21 protein-coding genes are annotated in these 20,318 nt (G+C 61.5%); 10 read left to right on the plus strand and 11 right to left on the minus strand.

Features of this window, described 5'->3' with window-relative positions:
- Window positions 1-11: 11 nt before the first annotated feature.
- Window positions 12-1,100, minus strand: coding sequence for an enolase C-terminal domain-like protein (locus BLT85_RS08020; protein WP_093392939.1), 1,089 nt, complete (start codon window positions 1,098-1,100; stop codon window positions 12-14).
- Between the two features lies 1 nt (window position 1,101).
- Window positions 1,102-2,886: a thiamine pyrophosphate-requiring protein gene (locus BLT85_RS08025; protein ID WP_093392941.1), complete on the minus strand. Its 1,785-nt coding sequence runs from the start codon at window positions 2,884-2,886 to the stop codon at window positions 1,102-1,104.
- A 254-nt stretch (window positions 2,887-3,140) separates the two neighbouring features.
- Between BLT85_RS08025 and BLT85_RS08030 the strand changes: the two genes are divergently transcribed.
- Both BLT85_RS08030 and BLT85_RS08035 read left to right on the plus strand, forming a co-directional pair.
- Window positions 3,141-3,911, plus strand: coding sequence for a hypothetical protein (locus BLT85_RS08030; RefSeq protein WP_093392943.1), 771 nt, complete (start codon window positions 3,141-3,143; stop codon window positions 3,909-3,911).
- A gap of 45 nt (window positions 3,912-3,956) precedes the next feature.
- Complete coding sequence (locus tag BLT85_RS08035; protein WP_093392945.1) at window positions 3,957-4,613, plus strand: glutathione S-transferase family protein; 657 nt, start codon at window positions 3,957-3,959, stop codon at window positions 4,611-4,613.
- Between the two features lies 1 nt (window position 4,614).
- On the opposite strand, the gene BLT85_RS08040 is transcribed toward BLT85_RS08035, so the two are convergent.
- On the minus strand, window positions 4,615-5,502 hold the full coding sequence (locus BLT85_RS08040; RefSeq protein WP_093397538.1) for an ATP-binding protein: 888 nt from the start codon (window positions 5,500-5,502) through the stop codon (window positions 4,615-4,617).
- 136 nt (window positions 5,503-5,638) lie between these two features.
- Here BLT85_RS08040 and BLT85_RS08045 point away from each other — a divergent pair, with 136 nt between their 5' ends.
- Window positions 5,639-7,984, plus strand: a complete 2,346-nt coding sequence (locus BLT85_RS08045; RefSeq protein WP_093392947.1) for an ATP-binding protein — start codon at window positions 5,639-5,641, stop codon at window positions 7,982-7,984.
- Between the two features lie 205 nt (window positions 7,985-8,189).
- On the opposite strand, the gene BLT85_RS08050 is transcribed toward BLT85_RS08045, so the two are convergent.
- From BLT85_RS08050 to msrB, 3 genes are all read right to left on the minus strand, one after another.
- Window positions 8,190-8,654: a MarR family winged helix-turn-helix transcriptional regulator gene (locus tag BLT85_RS08050; protein WP_093392949.1), complete on the minus strand. Its 465-nt coding sequence runs from the start codon at window positions 8,652-8,654 to the stop codon at window positions 8,190-8,192.
- Window positions 8,651-9,136, minus strand: a complete 486-nt coding sequence (locus tag BLT85_RS08055) for a glutathione peroxidase (protein ID WP_093392951.1) — start codon at window positions 9,134-9,136, stop codon at window positions 8,651-8,653. Before BLT85_RS08055 ends, BLT85_RS08050 begins: the two co-directional genes overlap by 4 nt.
- Window positions 9,137-9,204: 68 nt before the next feature.
- Window positions 9,205-9,609 carry a peptide-methionine (R)-S-oxide reductase MsrB gene (msrB, locus tag BLT85_RS08060; RefSeq protein WP_093392954.1) on the minus strand — a complete coding sequence of 135 codons (405 nt, stop codon included), beginning with the start codon at window positions 9,607-9,609 and terminating at the stop codon, window positions 9,205-9,207.
- A gap of 132 nt (window positions 9,610-9,741) precedes the next feature.
- On the opposite strand from msrB, the gene BLT85_RS08065 reads away from it, so the two are divergent.
- The 3 genes from BLT85_RS08065 (at window position 9,742) to htpX (ending at window position 12,446) form a co-directional block, all read left to right on the plus strand.
- The gene (locus BLT85_RS08065; protein WP_093392957.1) at window positions 9,742-10,953 is read left to right on the plus strand and encodes a pyridoxal phosphate-dependent aminotransferase; all 1,212 of its coding nucleotides are present in this window, start codon (window positions 9,742-9,744) and stop codon (window positions 10,951-10,953) included.
- A 29-nt stretch (window positions 10,954-10,982) separates the two neighbouring features.
- Window positions 10,983-11,420 carry a hypothetical protein gene (locus tag BLT85_RS08070; protein ID WP_093392959.1) on the plus strand — a complete coding sequence of 146 codons (438 nt, stop codon included), beginning with the start codon at window positions 10,983-10,985 and terminating at the stop codon, window positions 11,418-11,420.
- Between the two features lie 132 nt (window positions 11,421-11,552).
- Complete coding sequence (gene htpX / locus BLT85_RS08075; RefSeq protein ID WP_093392961.1) at window positions 11,553-12,446, plus strand: protease HtpX; 894 nt, start codon at window positions 11,553-11,555, stop codon at window positions 12,444-12,446.
- Between the two features lie 172 nt (window positions 12,447-12,618).
- On the opposite strand, the gene BLT85_RS08080 is transcribed toward htpX, so the two are convergent.
- Entirely contained in the window at window positions 12,619-13,749 is a 1,131-nt protein-coding gene (locus BLT85_RS08080; RefSeq protein WP_093392963.1) for an ATP-NAD kinase family protein, read from the minus strand.
- 119 nt (window positions 13,750-13,868) lie between these two features.
- Between BLT85_RS08080 and BLT85_RS08085 the strand changes: the two genes are divergently transcribed.
- Window positions 13,869-14,072, plus strand: coding sequence for a PA1571 family protein (locus BLT85_RS08085; protein ID WP_093392965.1), 204 nt, complete (start codon window positions 13,869-13,871; stop codon window positions 14,070-14,072).
- Here BLT85_RS08085 and pdxB read toward each other — a convergent pair.
- Window positions 14,038-15,234: a 4-phosphoerythronate dehydrogenase PdxB gene (gene pdxB, locus BLT85_RS08090; RefSeq protein ID WP_093392968.1), complete on the minus strand. Its 1,197-nt coding sequence runs from the start codon at window positions 15,232-15,234 to the stop codon at window positions 14,038-14,040. The two genes, BLT85_RS08085 and pdxB, sit on opposite strands and share 35 nt — an antisense overlap.
- Window positions 15,235-15,297: 63 nt before the next feature.
- Window positions 15,298-15,834 carry an elongation factor P hydroxylase gene (locus BLT85_RS08095; protein ID WP_093392971.1) on the minus strand — a complete coding sequence of 179 codons (537 nt, stop codon included), beginning with the start codon at window positions 15,832-15,834 and terminating at the stop codon, window positions 15,298-15,300.
- A gap of 62 nt (window positions 15,835-15,896) precedes the next feature.
- Here BLT85_RS08095 and BLT85_RS08100 point away from each other — a divergent pair, with 62 nt between their 5' ends.
- Window positions 15,897-17,303: an MATE family efflux transporter gene (locus tag BLT85_RS08100; protein ID WP_093392974.1), complete on the plus strand. Its 1,407-nt coding sequence runs from the start codon at window positions 15,897-15,899 to the stop codon at window positions 17,301-17,303.
- A 48-nt stretch (window positions 17,304-17,351) separates the two neighbouring features.
- Window positions 17,352-18,431, plus strand: coding sequence for a DUF3080 family protein (locus BLT85_RS08105; protein WP_093392977.1), 1,080 nt, complete (start codon window positions 17,352-17,354; stop codon window positions 18,429-18,431).
- A gap of 3 nt (window positions 18,432-18,434) precedes the next feature.
- Here the strand turns inward: BLT85_RS08105 and tusA are convergent, their stop codons facing one another.
- Complete coding sequence (gene tusA / locus BLT85_RS08110) at window positions 18,435-18,671, minus strand: sulfurtransferase TusA (RefSeq protein WP_093392980.1); 237 nt, start codon at window positions 18,669-18,671, stop codon at window positions 18,435-18,437.
- Between the two features lie 124 nt (window positions 18,672-18,795).
- Between tusA and BLT85_RS08115 the strand changes: the two genes are divergently transcribed.
- Entirely contained in the window at window positions 18,796-19,080 is a 285-nt protein-coding gene (locus BLT85_RS08115; protein ID WP_093392983.1) for an antibiotic biosynthesis monooxygenase family protein, read from the plus strand.
- 143 nt (window positions 19,081-19,223) lie between these two features.
- On the opposite strand, the gene rlmM is transcribed toward BLT85_RS08115, so the two are convergent.
- Complete coding sequence (gene rlmM, locus BLT85_RS08120) at window positions 19,224-20,300, minus strand: 23S rRNA (cytidine(2498)-2'-O)-methyltransferase RlmM (protein WP_093392986.1); 1,077 nt, start codon at window positions 20,298-20,300, stop codon at window positions 19,224-19,226.
- Window positions 20,301-20,318 lie beyond the last annotated feature (18 nt).

A 20,318-nucleotide genomic window follows, 5' to 3' on the forward strand; every position in this document is an offset into this window, starting at 1 on the left:
CTCTCCCCCGTTCACAGTCGAAAGCGTTCGGCGTCAGCATCACGAAAGGCCAGTCCGTGCCCCGGCTGTTGCGGGTCAGGCCACAACTCGCCACGCCGCAACACCGTGCCGCTATCGAACAGCATCGATTCGAGCCGAACGTGATCATGAAAGTGTTCAAGGTGAAGCAGCTGAGGCACCGCCGTGCATATTGGAGCATGTACCGCAGGGGCACAGTGCGCTGAGATCGGCACGTTAGCCGCTTCGCACAGGGTCGCCGCCTGCAGAAAGCCGGTGTAACCGCAGCGCGTCGCATCGGCCTGCAGCACATCCACGGCGCTGGATCGCAGCATCCGCTCGAAATAATCCACACCCCAGCCGTATTCCCCAGCCGCCAGCGCCAGGTCGCCCGGAACCCGGTCACGCAACCAGGCCATGCCCCCCAGATCATCGGACGACACGGGTTCTTCCATCCAGGCAACGCCCAGCTCGGCCAGCTCGCCAGCCATCCCGAGAGCGTCGCGCGGGCCGCAGGCGCCGTTCAGATCGACCATCAAGGTCGCATTGGCGGCATGATCCCGAACCAGCTCTGCACGCCGCAGTGATTCCCGTCGGTGATTGCCAATCTTGATCTTGATAGCGGAAAGCTCGAGCTCGACCCAGCCCCTGACCTGTTCAATCAGCTCCGGGTCAGTCTGGTTGATGAACCCGCCGCTGCCATAGACCGGAACCGAATCACGCAGCTGCCCCCACAATCGCGGCAAGGGGAGCTGGAGAAGCCGCGCCTTGAGGTCCCACAGCGCCTGGTCCACCGCAGCGATCGCCATCATGGCCAGACCTGGTCGTCCCAGGTTGCGCACACTGTCGTTCATTCGCGCCCATATGGCCCCGGTATTGAATGGGGACGAGCCCTGGACGATAGGCGCGAGCTTGTCTTCGATCAGCATCGCCGCAGGCCGCGCCGAGGTATAGCTGTAGCCCAACCCTTCCCGAGCGCCGGCGCCTATGCGCACCACGACCATTTCAGTAGCGTCCCAGCGCAGTGTGCCGTCCTGCTCCGGGCGCTCGGTCGGAATCCGGTAGGTATCGACCCGCAATGTTTCGATCGGCGCATCGAACATGTCAGCGACCTGGGATATCCAGTCCGGCGACGAACTGCTTGGCGCTCTGCTTGATGATGTCCCATTGATCCGGATCGACCTTGCCCAGCGCCTTCATGTATGACATGACCTGATCCTTGGTGATGTGCGGTGGCATCGGCGGCACGTTGGCATCGGTGATGAACTCGATCACCACCGGCCGCTTCGCGGCCAGCGCTTCCTCCCATGCAGGTTTGATGTCCTCAGGCTTGTCCACGCGTATGCCATGAAAGCCCAGCAGCTCGCCGTAGGCCGAATAGGGAAAGTCGATGACATCCTGAGCTATCGAGAATTTTGGATCGCCCGCCAGGACCCGCTGTTCCCAGGTCACCTGGTTAAGGTCATGGTTGACCAGTACCAGAACGATGAAGGTCGGGTTCTGCCAGCGCTCCCAGTACTGCTTCACCGTAACCAGCTCGGCATTACCATTCATCTGCATGGCGCCGTCGCCAACCATGGCAATGACCGGACGCTCCGGGTAGGCCATCTTGGCGGCGATGGCATAAGGTACGCCGCTGCCCATGCTGGCCAGCTTGCCGGACAGCGAACCCATCATGCCGGGGCGCATCTTGATGTTGCGTGCGTACCAGTTGGTGTGCGAGCCGCTGTCGCCACACAGGATCACGTCATCCGGCAATTGCGGCGAAAGCTCCCAGAACACCCGCTGCGGGTTGATCGGGTCGGCGTCTTCCATCGCCCGGCGTTCGACATCTTCCCACCAGGTGGCCACGTTCTCCTCGACCGTCTCGCGCCAGCTGCGGTCTTCCTTGCGCTTGAGCAGGGGAATCAATTGACGAAGCGTTTCCGCGCTGTCGCCGATCAGATTCACCTCGGTCGGATAGCGTATGCCGACGTTGCGTGACTGGAGGTCGATTTGCACGGCACGCGCCTGACCGTCCTTGGGCAGAAATTCGGAATACGGAAAAGTCGTGCCGATCATCAAAAGCGTGTCGCAATCGCGCATCAGCTTCCAGCTCGGCTCCGTTCCCAGCAGGCCGATGCTTCCGGTCACGAACGGTAGATCGTCGGGCAGCGCAGCCTTGCCAAGCAGCGCCTTGGCGACACCGGCTCCAAGTAGGTCGCACACCTCGATCACTTCGCGGCTGGCGTTCAGCGCCCCGGCACCGACCAGCACGGCAACCTTCTCGCCCGCGTTGAGCACCTCGGCGGCAGCAGTAAGCTCGGACTGGCCCGGGCGCGGGCAGTAAGGTGCAGGTGTCGCGCTGGAGTAGTTGGAACCGTGCGAGCGCGGCGGGCTTTCCACTGCATCCTTCATTTGCACATCGTTGGGAATGATGATCACGCTTATCGCGCGCTCGGCTTTGGCGATGCGAAAAGCCCGGTCGACGATATGCCGCGCCTGGCTCGGGTCGGATATCTGCTGGACATAGTTGCCCACGTCCTGGAACACAGACTCGAGGTTGACCTCCTGCTGAAAGTCGCTTCCCAGGGAGCTCAGTCCTTGCTGGCCGACGATCGCCACGACCGGCACGTGATCCATCTTCGCGTCATACAGCCCGGCCAGCAGATGCAGCGCACCCGGGCCGGAGGTGGCCATGCAAACGCCCACTTCGCCCGTGAACTTGGCGTGGGCACCGGCCATGAACGCGGACATCTCCTCATGGCGAACGCGGACGTAGTCGAACCGGTCGCTGGCCCGGTCAAGCGCGCCCATGATCCCGTTGATCCCGTCGCCAGGGTATCCGAATATGCGCTTCACGCCCCATTCCGACATACGTTCGAGAATAAAATCGCCGACTTCGGCCATCGGTCACCTCCGCTTTGTTTGCCCGCCAGTAACGGTTGTCACAGCGTGTGACTGGGTGTCCCTAGCCACGTTCAGATGGTTTGGTGATAAGACGTGCGCGGAGCATGGCGAGAGGTTTTATGCGGCTCTCCGGCCATCCGTTTGGCACACGTGAAGCTTGCAGAAAAACGTCGCTTGAATGATTCTAAAGTGACAGTCCGCCATACCTGACGGGAAAGCAGGTGCGGTCCCTGTATTACAAGAGAGGCAATGCAATGTCCCCACTTCTTATCGGCAGTCTGGTAGCGATCGGCGTGCTGGTACTTATCAGCATCGGTTTTATCAGTCACAGTCTCGAACGTTCCAGACTCGAGCGCGCACGGCAGACGGCGGAGCTCAACGCCAAGGTCAGACACGCGAGCACCATCGCCGCGCAGCTGCCGGGCCAGTTCATGTCTGCAGAGTTGAAAGTGCTGCTGCTGAATATCGAGCGTCACCTGCTCTCGCAGCTGACCCGGCTGGACCGCAAGAACGAGCGCGCCGAACGCCAGCTTGAGCAGGTCAACCAGCAACTCAGCCTCGGCGAGGCAACCGTCGACAACCCTCCTGTCGCGGTGACCAGCGAAGCACAAGCCAAGGAAATCAGGCAGTTACTGGAAAGTCTTCACAAATTGATTACCCAGGCTCAGCAGGACGGACTGCTGGACAAAGCAGCGCTGCAACAATGGTCGGTGGTCATTCGTCAGCACCTGGTCTCGACCGCCCTGGACATGTTCCAGGCGCTGGCACGCCAGGCATTGCAGCAAGGCAAGCCGCGGGTCGCCAAGTTGCAATACGAACGCGCGATTGCCTATCTTCAGAAGCAGGCCAACCCGGCCCACGCCGAACAACTCGCGCTATTCAAGCGCCTGCATCGCGAAGCGGAAGAAGCCGCTATCCGTTCCGAGCAAGCCTCCACGGCGGAGTCGAGCGAACTGGGCACGGGCCTGCAGGCGCTCGAAGCAGATGACGACGCCTGGAAGAAGAAAGCGGTGTACGACGACTGACAATCCGCCTCCGTCCAGGAGGCGCATGCCTAGGATTTTCTGCTTATGTCTCTGACTGTCTACGGCGCCATTCTGTCGCCTTTCGTTCGCAAGATTCGCATCATCCTGGCTGAACACCAGATCGAACATGAACTGGTTGCCCAGGCGCCTTTCAAACAGCCGGACTGGTACTACGAGATAAGCCCTCTCGGCCGGATCCCGGCCATCAAGGATGGCGACTTCACACTCGCCGACTCCGCAGTGATCGCCCAATACCTGGAAGAAAGTCGCGGCAAGCTGCATCTGTACGGCGCCTCGGCGCAGGAGGCGGCCAGGGTTCGCTGGCTCGAGAAGTTCGCCGACTACGAGTTGGCCCCGCTGGCCACATTCACCTGTTTTCGCAACCGCGTACTCAAACCGCTGATTGGCGAGCCATGCGATGAACAGGCGATCAGCAAGGCACTGACCGAGCAGCTTCCGCCGCTTTTCGATTATCTGGAGCAGGAACTGGGCGGCCAGGACTTTTTCCTCGGCACCTACAGCCTGGCCGACATAGCGGTCGCCAGTCAGCTCATCAACCTGGCTCATGGCGGCGAGGCGATCGACTCTGCTCGCTGGCCGGGGCTGGCGGGGCTACTGCGACGCGTTAGCGACCGGCAAGGCGTGGCCGGACTGTTAGCGGATGAGCAGCGTCTGCTGGCCAAGATGACTCAGCGCGGCTGAGTCATCCCTGCAAGAGCGCCCGGCCGGTCCACGACCGGGCAAATTGATAGGCGCAGCGGCCGTTACGATTGCCCCGCGCCGACGCCCAACGGATCGCTTCGAGTTCCAGCGCGTCACTCCACGACCATTCGAGCCCGTGCCTGGCAGCCAATACGCCCAGCCAGTGCTTCACCACGTCCAGGTAATGTTGCTGACTGAAGGGGTAGAACGACACCCAGAGTCCGAAACGGTCCGATAGCGCCACCTTCTCTTCGATCGCCTCGCCCGGGTGCAGCTCCCCATCCACCATGTTCGCCCCGAGGTTGTCGCTGCGCTGCTCCGGAAGCAAATGTCGACGGTTGGAGGTCGCGTAGAGCAACAGATTGTCCGGGGTCGACTCGACGGTGCCATCCAGTACGGTCTTGAGCGTCTTGTACGCGCTATCGTCGGCTTCGAAAGCCAGGTCATCGCAGAACAGCACGAAGCGCCACGGGAGTCCTTTGATAGCCTCGACGACGGCAGGCAGATGTACCAGATCGGCCTTGTCGATTTCGATCAGGCGCATGCCGGAATCGGCGTAGGCGGCCAGCAAGGCGCGGACTAGTGACGACTTTCCGGTACCTCGGGCACCCCAAAGCAAAGCATTGTTGGCGGGCAATCCTTCGACGAACTGATGCGTATTGCCCTCAAGCAGTTGTTTCTGCCTATCCACACCGACCAGGTCGGTCATCGTGGTCGTCAGGTCGACCGTCAGCGGTCGCAACCACCCGCCCTCGCCTTCGGCCATCCAGCGCGCGGCGAGGATGCTACGCCAGTCGACCGGCACAGCTTCGCGTGGGAGGATCTGCTCATAGCGATCCAGAAAAGCGCTGACGCGCTGCATGAACTGTTCAATCGGCGTAGCGGACATGTGGTCTCCCCGGGATTCGATAATTGCATTATCGTTCATGATATCCGGGCTGCGGCAAACCCGATTTTCCTTTCGGTGGTGTGGGTATTCTGCGCTAAGCTCCGGCTTAGATACGCAGCAGGATGCGCCGGCGCTCATGAATATTCGTTTCACCGATCGACTGTCTTTCAAACAGGCCCGCCTGGGCGTCCTGGCCGCGTTCATCCTCGGCACGCTGCTTGGCCTGGTTCAGGTGGCACTGGACTACCAGTCCGAGGATGCCGCCATCGATCGTGAAATCCAGGCGCAAATCAATGTGAGCCTGGGGCCAGCCTCGCGCATTGCCTACAACATAGACGCCGAGCTGGCGGCGGAGCTGGTCAACGGACTGCTGCAGTCACCGCCTATCGTCCGTGCCGAAATCGTCGATAACAACGGTATGGCGCTGGCCAGCGTCAGCCGCCCCATGGCGTCCAGTCCCTACCGGTTGGTCAGCGATGCGCTTTTCGACCGCCGACGCGAATATTCCCAGCCCCTCTACGTTCAGCACGCACCCAACGAGCTGCTCGGTCATCTGATCATCGAAGTCGATACCTTCCACCAGGGCGCGAGTTTCCTGCGTCGCGCCGGCCTGACCATGCTTTCAGGGTTCATTCTGAGTCTGGTGTTGTCGCTGATTCTCGTGGTGTTGTTCTACGGCATGCTGACCAAGCCTCTGGTTCGGCTGATCGATGATCTTCTCAACATGCGAACCGAAGAGGAGCGAAGCCGCCTGCCCTGCCCCGTCGGTCACGAGCGGGACGAGATCGGTGCACTGGTCGAAGTGATCAACCGGCAGCTGCAGAGCATCGACGTGAACATGCGCCAGAAGCTCCGTGCAGAGGAGCGCCTGCGCCAGTATCTGGAAGAATTGGAAATCATCGTCGAGGCGCGCACCACCGAGCTGCAGGATGCAAACATTCAACTGCGGTTGTCCAACCAGGAGCTGGAGCGCTCCCGCGAGGAAGCGCTGAGCATGGCGCGGGCACGCTCGGCATTTCTCGCCCATATGAGTCACGAAATCCGAACTCCGATCAACGGCTTGCTCGGCATGATCGGCCTGACGCTGGACAGTTCGCTCAACGACGAGCAGCGCCAGCAGCTGTCGATCGCCTACGACTCAGGCAAGGTGCTGGTTGCGCTGCTCAACGACATTCTCGACCTGTCGAAATTCGAAGCCGGCAAGCTGCAGCTCGAGCAGATCCCGTTCGATCTTGGCGCGCTTGTCGAAGAGACCGCAGGCTTGCTCTCGCAGAACGTCGGCAAGCAGGACATCGAGCTGACCTGCCGGATAGATCCAGCCCTGCCTGGCATGCTTGTCGGCGACCCCACCCGCGTCCGGCAGATCATCAGCAACCTGCTATCCAACGCATTGAAGTTCACCGAGCAGGGCCACGTTGCCATACGCGTGGAAACCGAACAGCGACGCAAGACCGAACAATGGGTGCACGTGATCATTCGCGACACGGGTATCGGTATTGCCAGCGAAGCGCTTGGCGAGATCTTCAGTCCCTTCACTCAGGCCAACGCAAACATCTCCCGGCGCTTCGGCGGGACCGGCCTGGGCCTGACGCTCTGCAAAAGTCTCACCGAAGCGATGGGTGGCCAGTTGAAAGTCGAATCGGTCATCGACCAGGGCAGCACCTTCACCGTCAGCCTGCCGCTGCACACGCATATGCTGGTGCCGACCTTCGCCTTCCCGACGCCACGCTCGGCAGTGGTGTTCAATCGTCAGGGGCGCCTGCAGGGACGCGTCCTGCTTGAACAGCTCGAGTACTGGCAGATGCGCTGCCACCTCATCGAGTACCGCGATGGCGAGCCGCTACCTGCCGAGCTTCCGGAAGCGGACTTCTGGCTGCTAGACAGCGTCGCGCTCGCCGAGCGCCTGGCCGACACCTGTCGCAGCATCCCGCGTCTGCTGGTCTGTTCCTATTCCCAACTCCGGAACACCGAGGACGCCCGGGCGTGCGGGATTTACCAGCAAGTACCCAGCCCACCGGCCCGCGCGCGGCTGGCAAGGGCCATCGAGGAGCTGTTCGTCGTAGACGTCACGCCCAGCCAGGCGGCCAGAGCGCTGCCGCCGCCGACGGGACAGCGCATTCTGCTGGTCGAGGACAACATGGTGAACCAGATGGTCGCCAAGGGCATGTTGAGCCGTCTGGGCTATCGGGTCGCCGTTGCCGAGCACGGCGAAGCCGCCCTCGACCGGTTGCAGGAGGAAGATTTCGAACTGGTGTTGATGGACTGCAATATGCCGGTGATGGACGGTTACGAGACCAGCAGACGAATGCGCGCCGATTCGCGCTGGCGGAACATTCCCGTCGTCGCGCTGACCGCCAACGCTCTACATGAGGATCGGCAACGCTGCGAAGAGGCCGGCATGAACGACTACCTGGCCAAGCCATTCAAACGTGAGGACCTGCAGGCATTGCTTGAGAAATGGCTGGGGCACACCGAGAGCTGAAGGTGTACCAAGCATTGAGAGCGCAGTCAGGTGCGAATAGGTCTTTCAGCTGATTTTCTGAATTCTGCTTCGCGGCCGGGTCCACTCCTACACAGCTTGAGTGCACCGCCCTTCTGTGTAGGAGCGCACCCGGGCGCGAACAGCATGTTCAGACGGCAGCCAAAGCCGTACGTGGAGCCCCCTCCCCGCCGGCCATGCAACCGGATCATCGGCCATCGCCGAGATTGCTCAGCAGCATCGACAGTTGATCCCGCAGCGCAGCGATGTCGCTGGCCGGCATGCTGGTGGAGCAGACCAGCTTGCGGGGAATCTCTTCCGCGCGCGCGCGCAACTCGCTGCCCGCCCCAGTCAGGCTCAGGTGAACCTGGCGGTCATCACCTCCGCCTCCGCGACGACGCTCGACGAATTTCAACTGCTCGAGACGCTTCAGCAACGGCGTGAGCGTGCCCGAGTCCAGTCTCAGGCGCTCGCCTAGCGCCTTGACAGTCGGCGCCGGCGGCGCCTGTCTCTCCCACTCCCAGAGCACCAGCATCGCCAGATATTGCGGATAGGTCAGCCCCAGCGGGTCGAGCAGCGGCTTGTACAGTCTGGTGATGGCTCGGGAGCTTGCGTACAGCTGAAAGCATAACTGGCTGTCCAGCGATAGCCAGTTGGAGTCCTCCGCGCTCAAGACAGCAGCTTCTCGATGTCCGCGGTGAGATCATCCGGCGAGGTCGTCGGCGCGTAACGGGTCACCTTCTCGCCGCTCGCATCCACTAGAAACTTGGTGAAGTTCCATTTGATCTTCTTGCTGCCCAGTACACCCGGCGCCTGCTGTTTCAGCTCGACAAACAACGGATGGGCATCATCTCCATTGACGTCGACCTTGGAAAACAGCGGAAAGCTGACGCCGAAATTCAGTTCGCAAAACTCCGAGATTTCCTCGGCATTGCCCGGCTCCTGCCCCCCGAACTGATTGCAGGGAAAGCCCACGACGCGCAGGCCGCGCTCGCCGTAGGTCTTCCACAGTTGCTCAAGTCCTTTGTACTGCGGAGTAAAGCCGCACTTGCTGGCGGTGTTGACGATCAGGAATGCCTTGCCTTCAAGATCGGCCAAGCGGATCTCACGGCCGTCGATGGTGTTACAGGGGATGTGCAGAATATTGGTGGTCATGGGCGCTCTCCTTGGATAAGCGCCCAGCCTAGCAGAGGTTGAATTGTAGTAAATTAGATTGCGTGCAATTAATTTGTCGCTGCGCTTGGTTCGAACTTCATCGCTACCGAGTTGATGCAGTAACGAAGGCCGGACGGTGGCGGTCCGTCAGGAAAGACGTGGCCCAGGTGCGCGTCGCACTGCGCGCAGAGCACTTCGGTGCGATGCATGCCATGGCTGCGATCCTCTGCCTCGACCACGGCGTCGGCGCTGATCGGTTCGTAGTAGCTGGGCCATCCGCAACCGGCATCGAACTGGGTGCGCGTTTCGAAAAGCGGCGCATCACAGCACACGCAACGGTAGGTGCCAGGCGTGGTGTTGTTGTAGTACTCGCCGGTGAAGGGTCGCTCGGTGCCCTTCAGCCGGCAGACCTGAAACTGCGCATCGCTCAATTGCTCGCGCCAGGCGTTTTCGGTCTTGCTGACTTTCTTCATATCGGCTCCGCAAGTTGTGATGTTCAGGCTTTCCCAGGGGCCGCCGCAGGACGTATGATGCGGCTTTGCCGTTGCGCCGGCGCCCGGCCGCCCCGCCTCACTTTAGCCCCCTGGATCGACAAGGTAAGCACCATGCAGGTTAGCAAGTCCAATAAATTGGCCAATGTCTGTTATGACATTCGCGGGCCCGTCCTGCGTCATGCCAAGCGTCTTGAAGAAGAAGGCCACCGGATTCTCAAGCTGAATATCGGCAACCCTGCACCCTTCGGCTTCGAAGCGCCGGAAGAGATTCTCCAGGACGTGATCCTGAACCTGCCTACCGCGCAAGGTTACAGCGATTCCAAGGGCCTGTTTTCCGCACGGAAGGCGGTCATGCATTACACCCAGACCAAGGGCATTCCGGGCGTCACTATCGAGGACATCTACCTCGGCAACGGCGTGTCCGAGCTGATCGTCATGTCGATGCAGGGGCTGCTCAACAACGGCGACGAAGTGCTGATTCCGGCACCCGATTATCCGCTGTGGACGGCTGCGGTAAGCCTCTCGGGCGGCAAGCCGGTGCATTACCTGTGCGACGAGGAGTCCGACTGGTATCCGGACATCGAAGACATTCGCAGCAAGGTGACGCCGAACACGCGCGCCATCGTCGTGATCAACCCGAACAATCCGACCGGCGCGGTCTATTCGCACGACATGCTGGAGCAGTTGGCTCAGGTCGCACGCGAACACAACCTGATCATCTTCGCCGACGAAATTTACGACAAGATTCTCTATGACGGTGCCGAGCACGAGTCGCTCGCTGCGGTGGCGCCCGATGTGCTGTGCCTGACCTTCAACGGGCTGTCCAAGTCCTACCGCGTCGCAGGCTTCCGTTCCGGCTGGATGATCATCAGCGGACCGAAGCACCTCGCACAGAGCTACATCGAAGGCATCGACATCCTTGCTTCCATGCGCCTGTGCGCCAACGTGCCGTCGCAGCATGCGATCCAGACCGCACTCGGCGGTTATCAAAGCATCAACGACCTCATCCTGCCGGGCGGCCGCCTGCTGGAGCAACGCGATGTTGCGTGGGAGTTGCTCAACGAGATTCCGGGCGTCAGCTGCACCAAGCCCAAGGGCGCGCTGTATCTTTTCCCCAAACTCGATCCCAAGGTCTACCCGATCCACAACGACGAGAAGATGGTGCTCGATCTTCTCCTCAAGGAGAAAATTCTCGTGGTGCAGGGTACGGCCTTCAACTGGCCCTGGCCGGATCACTTCCGCATCGTTTCCCTGCCGCGCAAGGATGATCTGGAAGTCGCCATCGGCCGCATTGCCAACTTCCTCAAGACCTACCGGCAGTAAGCCCGGCTGGCGATCGGAGCTGCACGAGCATGGCTGACCTGCATATCGATGATTTCTACCGCGATGTTGCCGGCATCCTGCTCGCGCTGTACCGCAGCTTCCCGCAGCCGAGCATTCTCTTCGTCGAAGATCTGATTGGCCCGCAGGAACCGGACGCCTTCGGCGTGCCGGCACCGCGACACCAGGCGTGTTACAGCGCGATGCTGTGGCTGGCAGAGGAAGGCTTCCTGCGTTACGCGGACGTGATCCGCCAGGAAGGTCTCGACCAGTGCCGCCTGAGCGAACGCGCCTTCGTCATGCTCGCTACCCCCGCTCCGCATCTGGTGGATCCGCAGGTACCGGCAAGCATCGCCCGGCAGAAAGCCACCCTCGCCCAGCAGCTTCGCGATGCGCTTGCCGGCGGCTCTTCCACGCAGCTTGCCGATGTCGTACAGCGCTGTTTCAGGCGGTCTGGACCGGGTGTTTAGGCGATACACCTTGAAACAGATCGCAGATTGAAAGCGGTACGCTTTCACCCAATATACGCAACTGCAGTAAGGCATTCGCTTCGCTCTTAGCGGTGCCTTCCCGCCTTATTATCTTCGGAGTTCACGATCACCATGATGCGCATTTTGCTGTTTCTGGCGACCAACCTGGCTATCGTCCTGGTTGCCAGTGTCACCCTGAGTCTGCTCGGCGTCGGTACGATTCACGACGGCCAGGGAGGGATGAACCTCCAGGCCCTGCTGATTTTCTGCGCCGTGATCGGCTTCGCCGGCTCGTTCGTTTCGCTGTTCCTGTCAAAGTGGATGGCCAAACGTGGCACCGGTGCACGTGTCATCACACAGCCGCAGACCCGCCAGGAGCAGTGGCTGGTCGACACCGTAGCGGAACTGGCCGACAAGGCCGGTATCGGCATGCCTGAAGTGGCGATCTTCCCCTCGCGCGCTTCTAACGCGTTCGCCACCGGCTGGAACAAGAACGACTCGCTGGTCGCTGTTTCGGAAGGTATGTTGCAGCGCTTCAGCCCGGCTGAAGTGCGCGCGGTAATGGCTCACGAAATTGGCCACGTAGCCAACGGCGACATGGTGACCCTGACGTTGATCCAGGGCGTTGTGAACACTTTCGTGATGTTCTTCGCGCGAATCATCGGCAACTTCGTGGACCGCGCGGTGTTCCGTAACGAGGGTTCCGGCCCCGGTATTGGCTATTTCATCGCGACCATCGTCGCCGAGCTGGTGCTGGGTCTGCTGGCGAGCATCATCGTCATGTGGTTCTCGCGCCAGCGCGAGTTTCGCGCCGACGCAGCCAGCGCCCAGCTGGTTGGCTCCGGCAGCATGATCGCCGCACTGGAGCGTCTGCGTGCCGAACAGGGCATCCCTGTGGAAATGCCCGGCGAGCTGACCGCCTTTGGCATTAACGGCAACCTGAAAAAGGGCCTGGCGGGTCTGCTGATCACCCACCCGCCGCTGGAAGAGCGCATCGCAGCTCTGCGAGCTGGCAACTACCGCTAAGAAATTGGCGGAACAACGAAAGCCGGGCACATGCCCGGTTTTTTTTGCGATTCGTTGTGTCGCGGATTCTTCTTCGCGGTCATGCCCGCTCCTACAGCGGTGCGCGATACCCAATGTAGGAGCACACCTGGGCGCGAAAGCGGAGCCTCGGGCAGCCCTGCAATAAGCCGCGCTACTCCGCCTTCCAGCTCGCCGGATAGAGCATCTCTTCACGATACCCGCTCAATACCCGCCGCACCCCGGTAAGCTCCTGATCGAGCTCAGGATCACCGCTGTCGAGCAGAAAAGGTCGACCCGCCAGCGTTTTCAGCTTGGTCTTGGTCGCGATGACCAGCAGGTTATCCAGCCCCACCGCTCGCACGACCCGGGCCGATATCTGCTGATTGCCACGACCGAGGATATGGCCTTGCCCACCAATGGCGGAGACCAGAATCCGCCATGCTCCACCCTGCTTGAGCAGCTCCCACAATTGCTGTTCGGTAGCGTCGCGCAGTAGCAAATCCTGCCCACGCAGTACGTCCACGCCGAGCAATGTGCCTTCGTGCCCCAGCGCCTGAAGCAATTCGAAATTGGTCGAGCCCGGTCCCAGGATCCAGCCGATGTCGTCATCCTGTTGCTCCCGCAGCCAGGCGGCGATGTCGTCCAGGACCAGCGTTTCCTGCTCGCGCCCACCCTGCTTGACCTGCTGTACAAAGCGTCCCTCCTCCGGCACTCGCAGCTCGCCAAAGTGACGGGTACGCACTGTCCCTGCGCGAAACGCTTCTTCGTCGATATCGCGAACCTCGGCCTCCGCTAGGCGCACCAGCTCGCCTTGAATCAGCAAGGTCACCAGCTCCCCTGCTGCACGGGGGTTGACCGCGTAGACGCCTGAGTGAATCTTCACTCCGGCAGGTATGCCCAGCACCAGTTGGCCAGCGCTCACGGCTGCGCAGATATCCCTGGCCGTGCCGTCTCCTCCAGCGAACAACAACAGATCGAGACCTTTCTGCGCGAGTTCTGCAGCCAGGCGCTGGGTGTCTTCGGCGGTTGTGTCAGGAATATCCAGACGGCCTACTACTTCATGCGCCAGGCCTAGCTCGGCAAGCAAGTCGGCGCCCATCGGACCGGGGGCTGCGTAAATCCGAAGCGACTCGGAGAACGGTAACAAGAGCTCCAGCGCCTGCCGCACACGCTCCTGCGCACGCGGCCTGACGCCCATCGCCAGCGCTTTCTCGGCCACACCGTCGGAGCCTTTGAGGCCGGCCTGTCCGCCTAGGCCAGCGAGAGGATTGATCAGTAAACCGAGGCGAAAAACATGATTCATGGGGATATTCCAAGCGGATCGGCGGTCACAAATGAGTCATCGTTGTGCCATATGCTGACAACACACGATGAGCTGCCCCTCCGCAGTACGTGAAGCCTGGTTGATACAAGGAGCAAGAGATGAGTTTACACGCCCGGAAGATGAACCACTCCCGCGACGTGGCCACACAGGCCTCTGCACAACAAGAAGCAGTCGGATACATGATCGATGAGCAAGGCCGGGAAATTCCGATTACCGAACAGATGATCCAGCGTGCCTGCGCCACATTGCATGAGAACTGGATCCCGCCTATCCCCTCAGGTCGTGCCGGCGTGCACCGCTGAATCCGGCTGCCTTCAGCATACGCTCGCACTGCCCGGTCCGGGTTCCGGTACCTGGCTGGCCGTCCGCGTCAGCCAGACCGACCGCAAGCCATTGGCATTCCCGGCGCAACGGGTACTCCTTGCGCAGGCGATCGAATCCTTCCTTGCGTTGCGTTACGCCAGTCGCTGCCACCAGCATCGAACGAAAGCGCGCATCATCATCGCGAACGTCATATACGTAGCGTAACGCCTTCGCCACTACCCATTCCGGTGGCGTAGCCGAGTCCAGAAGCAGCGTGCCGACACCCTGACTCGGCGACAGCTCGGCCAAGGTCTTGTCGGCTGAACGGCCGAGAAAGCTGCACAGTTCACGGTAAATCTGTTCCGTCCCTCGCAGTTTGCCGTCGAGACTGTACCCTGCAATATGCGGCGTCGCCAGAACGCAGCGGACGGCCAGATCAATATCCACGTCCGGCTCATGTTCCCATACATCCAGGACGACCTGGAGATCGCCACGCGCTTCAAGCACCTGCCGCAGGGCAAGGTTATCGACCACAGGGCCCCGACTGCTGTTGATAAGCCAGGCGCCTGGGCGGAGTCGGTCGAGGCGCGCCGTGTCCAACAGATGTCGCGTGGCATGGCGGCCTGTGACCTCGAGCGGTACGTGCAGGCTGATCACATCGGCCTGATCGATCAACTCGTCGAGCGAAACGAAGCCCTGCTCGGCCTGCTCCGCACGGGGCGGGTCGCAGCGCAGCACGTGAACGTCCAGCGCTTCGAGGGTGGCTACCAGACGACCGCCGACTTCGCCGACCCCGACGACGCCCACCGTCAACTTTCGCCAGTCGCGCCCGGTACGCTCGGACAACACCAGCAGGCAACTCAATACATACTCGACCACACCCCGTGCATTGCAACCTGGCGCGCTCGCTGTTTTGATCCCCGCTGCGGCCAGCCCTGCCAGATCCAGGTGATCCGTACCAATCGTGCAGGTACCGACAAAGCGAACCGGGGTGCCCGCAAGCGTGGCCGCAGCAACCGGGGTAACCGAGCGTACCAGGAGCACATCGGCGTCCTGCAGAGCATGTCCGTCAATGCGACGACCCGGCAGGCGAGTAATGCGCCCGAGATCAGAGAAAAACGCATCGACTAGCGGGATATTCTCGTCAGCGACGATATGCATGCGCAGGCTCCGGAGGGTCAGGCCTGCATTGTCCAGTCACTGCGTGGTGACTGTCCACCCGGTTCAGAGGCGATCGAGGCGGAACGCGGCGGCTTCGAGCTGTTCGCCGCTGCGGTAGAAGCTGAGCAGCTCCTGGATGAAGCGCGCGGGCCGCGGGGGAATTCCGTTATGCAGGTACGCCTGCACTTGCTCCACGACGCTGCGCTTGAACGGCCCGGAGTCGGTCGCCTCGCCATTGAGGTTGTCCAGGCTGACTCGAAACGGGTGACCAGCCGCCTCGCAAAACAGCCATTCGAGTGCCTGAGGTTTGACTTCAACCGACTCGAACGCCTGCTGCTGCGCCGCGGTACGGCCGTCCGGGGCATACCAGTAGCCGAAATCCGGCAGCAATCTTCGCTCAGGCCCGGCGACGCACCAGTGGGCAATTTCATGCAGGGCACTGCGGAAATAGTCGCGGGTGAAGACAACGCGGTGGAGCCCTTGCTGGCCGCCCGCAGGGACATACTCGGGCTCGGCTGCGCCGCCGATCAATTCGGTGGAGTAATCGGTCTCAAAACAGATTGCGAACAGGCGAACCAGGTCCTGGCAGTCGTGCTTCATCGTGAGTGGACAAAGGTGGGCAAGTTGTTAGGATGGGGCGCTTTTCCTGCAAATCATAATTCATGACTCAGACCCACACCCGTTGGCGGCGCAGTGTAGCAGAACTGCGCGGCCTGATATGGCTCGCCCTGCCGATTATCGCCGCGCAGATGGCGCACACCCTGCTCGGCTTCGTCGATACGGCCATGGCCGGCCGCGTCAGCGCCGAGGATCTTGCTGCCGTCGCCCTCGGCAACGCCTTCTGGGTGCCGACCTTCCTGTTTCTGACCGGGGTGTTGATGATCGTCACGTCCAAGGTCGCCGCCAGCAGCGGCGCCGGACGACTGAACGAAACCGGAGCGCTGGTTCGTCAGGGGGTGTGGCTTGGGCTCGGCGTCGGCTCCTTGTGCGCGCTGTTTCTGATGTCGGTTGAACCCATCCTCCGGGCCATGGACGTTCAGGCCGAGCTGATACCCACAACCATCGACTATCTCATCGGGGTGGCCGTGGGCTTTCCGGCGATTGCCGGTTACCAGGCACTGCGTGGCCTGAGTGACGGCCTGTCGCGTACCAAGCCGACCATGGTCATCGGCTTCCTCGGGCTCGCGCTCAACGTTCCGGTCAACTATGTGCTGGTCTACGGAAAACTTGGTCTGCCGGCAATGGGTGCGGCAGGTTGTGGCTGGGCGACGGCGATCGTGATGTATTTCATGCTGGTCTGCATGATTGTCTACCTGGGGAAAACCTCCCTGTATCGGCCCAGCGGGCTATTCGAGCGTTTCGATTGGCCGCATTGGCCCACCGTGCGCCACCTCCTCGGCTTGGGCTTACCCATCGGCGTTGCGCTGTTTGCCGAAACCAGCATGTTCTGTCTGATCGCGTTGCTGATCGGCGGATTGGGGGCCGTGGTGGTGGCGAGCCATCAGGTCGCTCTGAACTTTTCGTCGCTCACCTTCATGGTCCCGTTCAGCCTGGGGTTGGCAATCACCGTACGCGTGGGGCACAACCTTGGTCTAAACGGCCCACGTGCGGGACTCTTCGCGGCAAAGACCGGCATCGCCGTCGCATTGCTTTACGCCGTCATGGCGGCAAGTTTGATGCTCGGTCTGGCAGACTGGATTCCGCGGCTGTACACCGACGATGCTGCCGTGATTGCGCTCGCTTCGTCGCTGTTCTTCTACGCTGCTCTGTATCAGTTCTCCGACGCGGTGCAGGTGGCCTGCGCCGGCGCACTGCGAGGTTATCAGGACACCCGGCTGCCGATGCTGCTGACGATGGTCGCGTACTGGATGATCGGATTGCCGACCGGATATGTGCTGGGCCTGACCGACCTGCTTGGTCCGCCGCAGGGCCCGGCAGGCTTCTGGCAAGGCCTGATCTTCGGACTGACCGCCGCTGCGGTGTTTCTTTCAATACGCCTGGCTATTGTCGGCGCCCGACGCAAGCGCACTGAGGCCCGACGCAGCAACGCTGTATCCGAAACGACGTAATCGAGGTTGCCGCGCAGCAGTCGCTAAAAGCTGCGTGACGGAGGTGTCATGCACCGAGCTATTGCACTGGTTCTACTTGTAACGTCCTGCGCGTTGGCACCTGGCTGTGCGCGTGAGCCGGAAGCGAACCGCCAGTTGAGCAATTACCTGGACCGCGTCGGGCGGGTACTAGGCCAGAGCTGGCGTCCCTGGGACAGCGAGCATCTCGCGCAGTACCGCCCACCGTCACGTCGCGAGGCGATGCAGCCCGTACCGGAGCTGCGGCTGAGCTTGCTCGATCTTCTCGTAGAGAGCCGCGAATGCGGTCCGCTGCAGCAGCTGATAGCCGAACGTAACAGCAGCCTCGGGCGACTCATGGCGCCGAGCACGCTGCTCGGGTTCGAAGGGGAGCTGCTTCGGGCAGTCGAAGGCTGTCTCGCCGTCATCGGCGATCAACCGGGGCGTGAGAGCCTGGTTGAGGATTTGCAACACATCGCGCAAATCAAACGTGACAACCTTCCCCAGCTGTTCTGGAATGCGGTCGGCGGGAGCGAGGAGTTTTCCCGGTTCCTGCGCTTCGACGGCCAACCCCTGCCTTTGAGCGACAGCGCGCTGGCCAACCATCAGGGGGTTGATGCAGTGCGGCAGCTGGCAGACATCGGTACCGCGCTGCCCGAACGACTCCCAGCAGATCGCAGCGAAACCGAGCCACTCTTCGCTACGCTAGCGCGCGACCAGCGTAGCGGCCAGCTCATCCACAGCCTGGCACGGCTGACCCATACGCTTGACCAAGCCAGCGCCATGTTGCGAGCCAGACCGGCAAATCATCTTTGCCCGATGGGCAGCCCGACCGAGCGATCACGGACTCTGTTGAACGTTTTCAGCCTGTTTTACGCCGGCGAGGTTCAGCCGCAAATGGCTCAGGCCCAACGGCTCGGCGATCCCTGGCAGGCTGCGCTGGGTGATTTGCGATCCATTCCCGGCGCAGCGCCTGCTGTGGATGACTATCTCAAGACTCTGGTCGGACCGGAGACGGGGCTATGGGTACGCTACCAGCGCAGCATCAAAGAACACAGCGAGGCCTGGCAGGAGGTGCTGGGAGCGTGCCAGATGCGCCCTGGCGAGCCGGGCTGGAAGAATCGTCGCTAGTGCTTAGTCGGCCTTGCGGATGAGGTAGCGATAAACGCCGTCTGCCTCGTCCTGTTCGAGCAATTCATGCCCGAGAAACGAGCAAAAGCGTGGAATGTCGCGCTGGGTGGATGGATCGGTGGCGCGCACCTCCACCTCCTCTCCCGTCGCGAGGTCGCGCACTGCGTTGTGCAGCATCATCACAGGTTCAGGACAGGTCAGTCCTGTCGTGTCGAGTTGCTTGCGCGCTGTGTCAGTCATACCGCACCAGTTCAGGATAGAAACATGGATTATCCGGAAAACCCGCAGGCCTTGCCAGCCGAGGCGGCGCAACCGACACTAGTCCGAACGTATTCGCATGTATCGGTAAATAATAAGGAACGCCATGATAAGAGTTCTCATCCAGCGAGTCATCGCTGACGGCCTCGAACAACCCTACGAAGAAGCGGCGCGCCGCGTCATTCAGAAAGCCGTGCAATCGCCCGGCTTCATCTCCGGCGAATCATTCCGCGACCTGGAGCGCCCCAACCACCGAGTGGTCATGGTCACCTGGCAGAATCGTCATTCGTGGGAGCGTTGGGAAAATTCTCCGGAGCGCAAGGACACCCTCAGCGCATTTCGGGCGATGTTGATGGAAGACGAAAAGATCACACTGCTCGAGCCGCTGTAAAGGGTCCCGAGTGTTCTGCTTCGCGCCCAGGTGCGTTTCCTACATCCGCTTCGCATGCCCCCTCCCGCGTAGGAGCGGGCATGACCGCGAAGGGGTTGGCGGATTCGGCTTCGCGCCCGGGTGCGCTCCTACAGGGGGTTGCGCTACGCGGCGCGGTAACTACCGGCGCGCAGAATGCGCACGTGGCAGGTCACTTCTTCGCGGTCGGTATACAACTGCTTGCAGGCAATCGATGCGGTGATGTCCGCCTCGTCGAGCGCGGACTGAACGTGCTCCAGGCAGCTCAGCACTTCCTGATAGCGCTGCTTCATTGGCAATTTGAAATTGATGATCGCCTCGCGACACCAACCTCGCGACACCCAACGGGCAAGCAAAGCGCTGCTGCGCGCCGGCTTGTCGACAATGTCGCATACCATCCAGTTGACCTGTTTCTTGGGTTTGAACAGGTAGCCGTCGGCCTCGACGTGCTCGACCTGGCCGCTGTCCATCAGGCTGCGGGCCATCGGGCCGTTGTCCACCGCGGTAACCTTCATGTGACGGTTGACCAATTGCCAGGTCCAGCCACCCGGTGCAGCGCCGAGATCCACCGCCGTCATGCCCGGCGCCAAACGTGCATCCCATTCATCACGCGGGATGAAATGATGCCAGGCTTCCTCGAGTTTCAACGTCGACCGGCTGGGCGCGTCGCGGGGCACCTTGAGCCGGGGAATACCCATCGGCCAGGGTGCGGCATTGTCCGCCCAGGACCAGCCGACGAAGATACGCTCGCCGCTTTCGAAAAAGACGTGCAGCCGCGGCGCATCGCTCTTTGCCGGGCGCACGAACCTGGTCTTGGTCAGCGCGGTTTCCAGCGGCCGGCCGAGCTTCTTGGTCAGCGCCGCCATGGCTTTGCCATCGTTGGTATCGGCAGTCTCCAGCCACAGCGTCGACGCGATCGGTCCCTTGGAACAGGCGGTGATGATCGGCGATATGCGGTCTCCGGGCGGCACATCCAGCCAGCTACCCACCGCCCATTGGCGAGCGAAGATAAGCTGGCTGAAATCAATCTGACGCATCAGCAATTCCGCATCGCCCTCAGCCGGGCATACGAAACGCACCAGGGCAGTGTTGGCAGACGCGATCGCATACCCGGCGATACCCTGCATCGCCGCGATATCCTGCATCTCGGCCGCGACTTCGCCCTCGAATCCCGCACGGCAGTGCAACAACAATTCCTGCATGACCTACCCCTGCTAGCT

The organism is Halopseudomonas xinjiangensis (assembly GCF_900104945.1).
Classification (GTDB): domain Bacteria; phylum Pseudomonadota; class Gammaproteobacteria; order Pseudomonadales; family Pseudomonadaceae; genus Halopseudomonas; species Halopseudomonas xinjiangensis.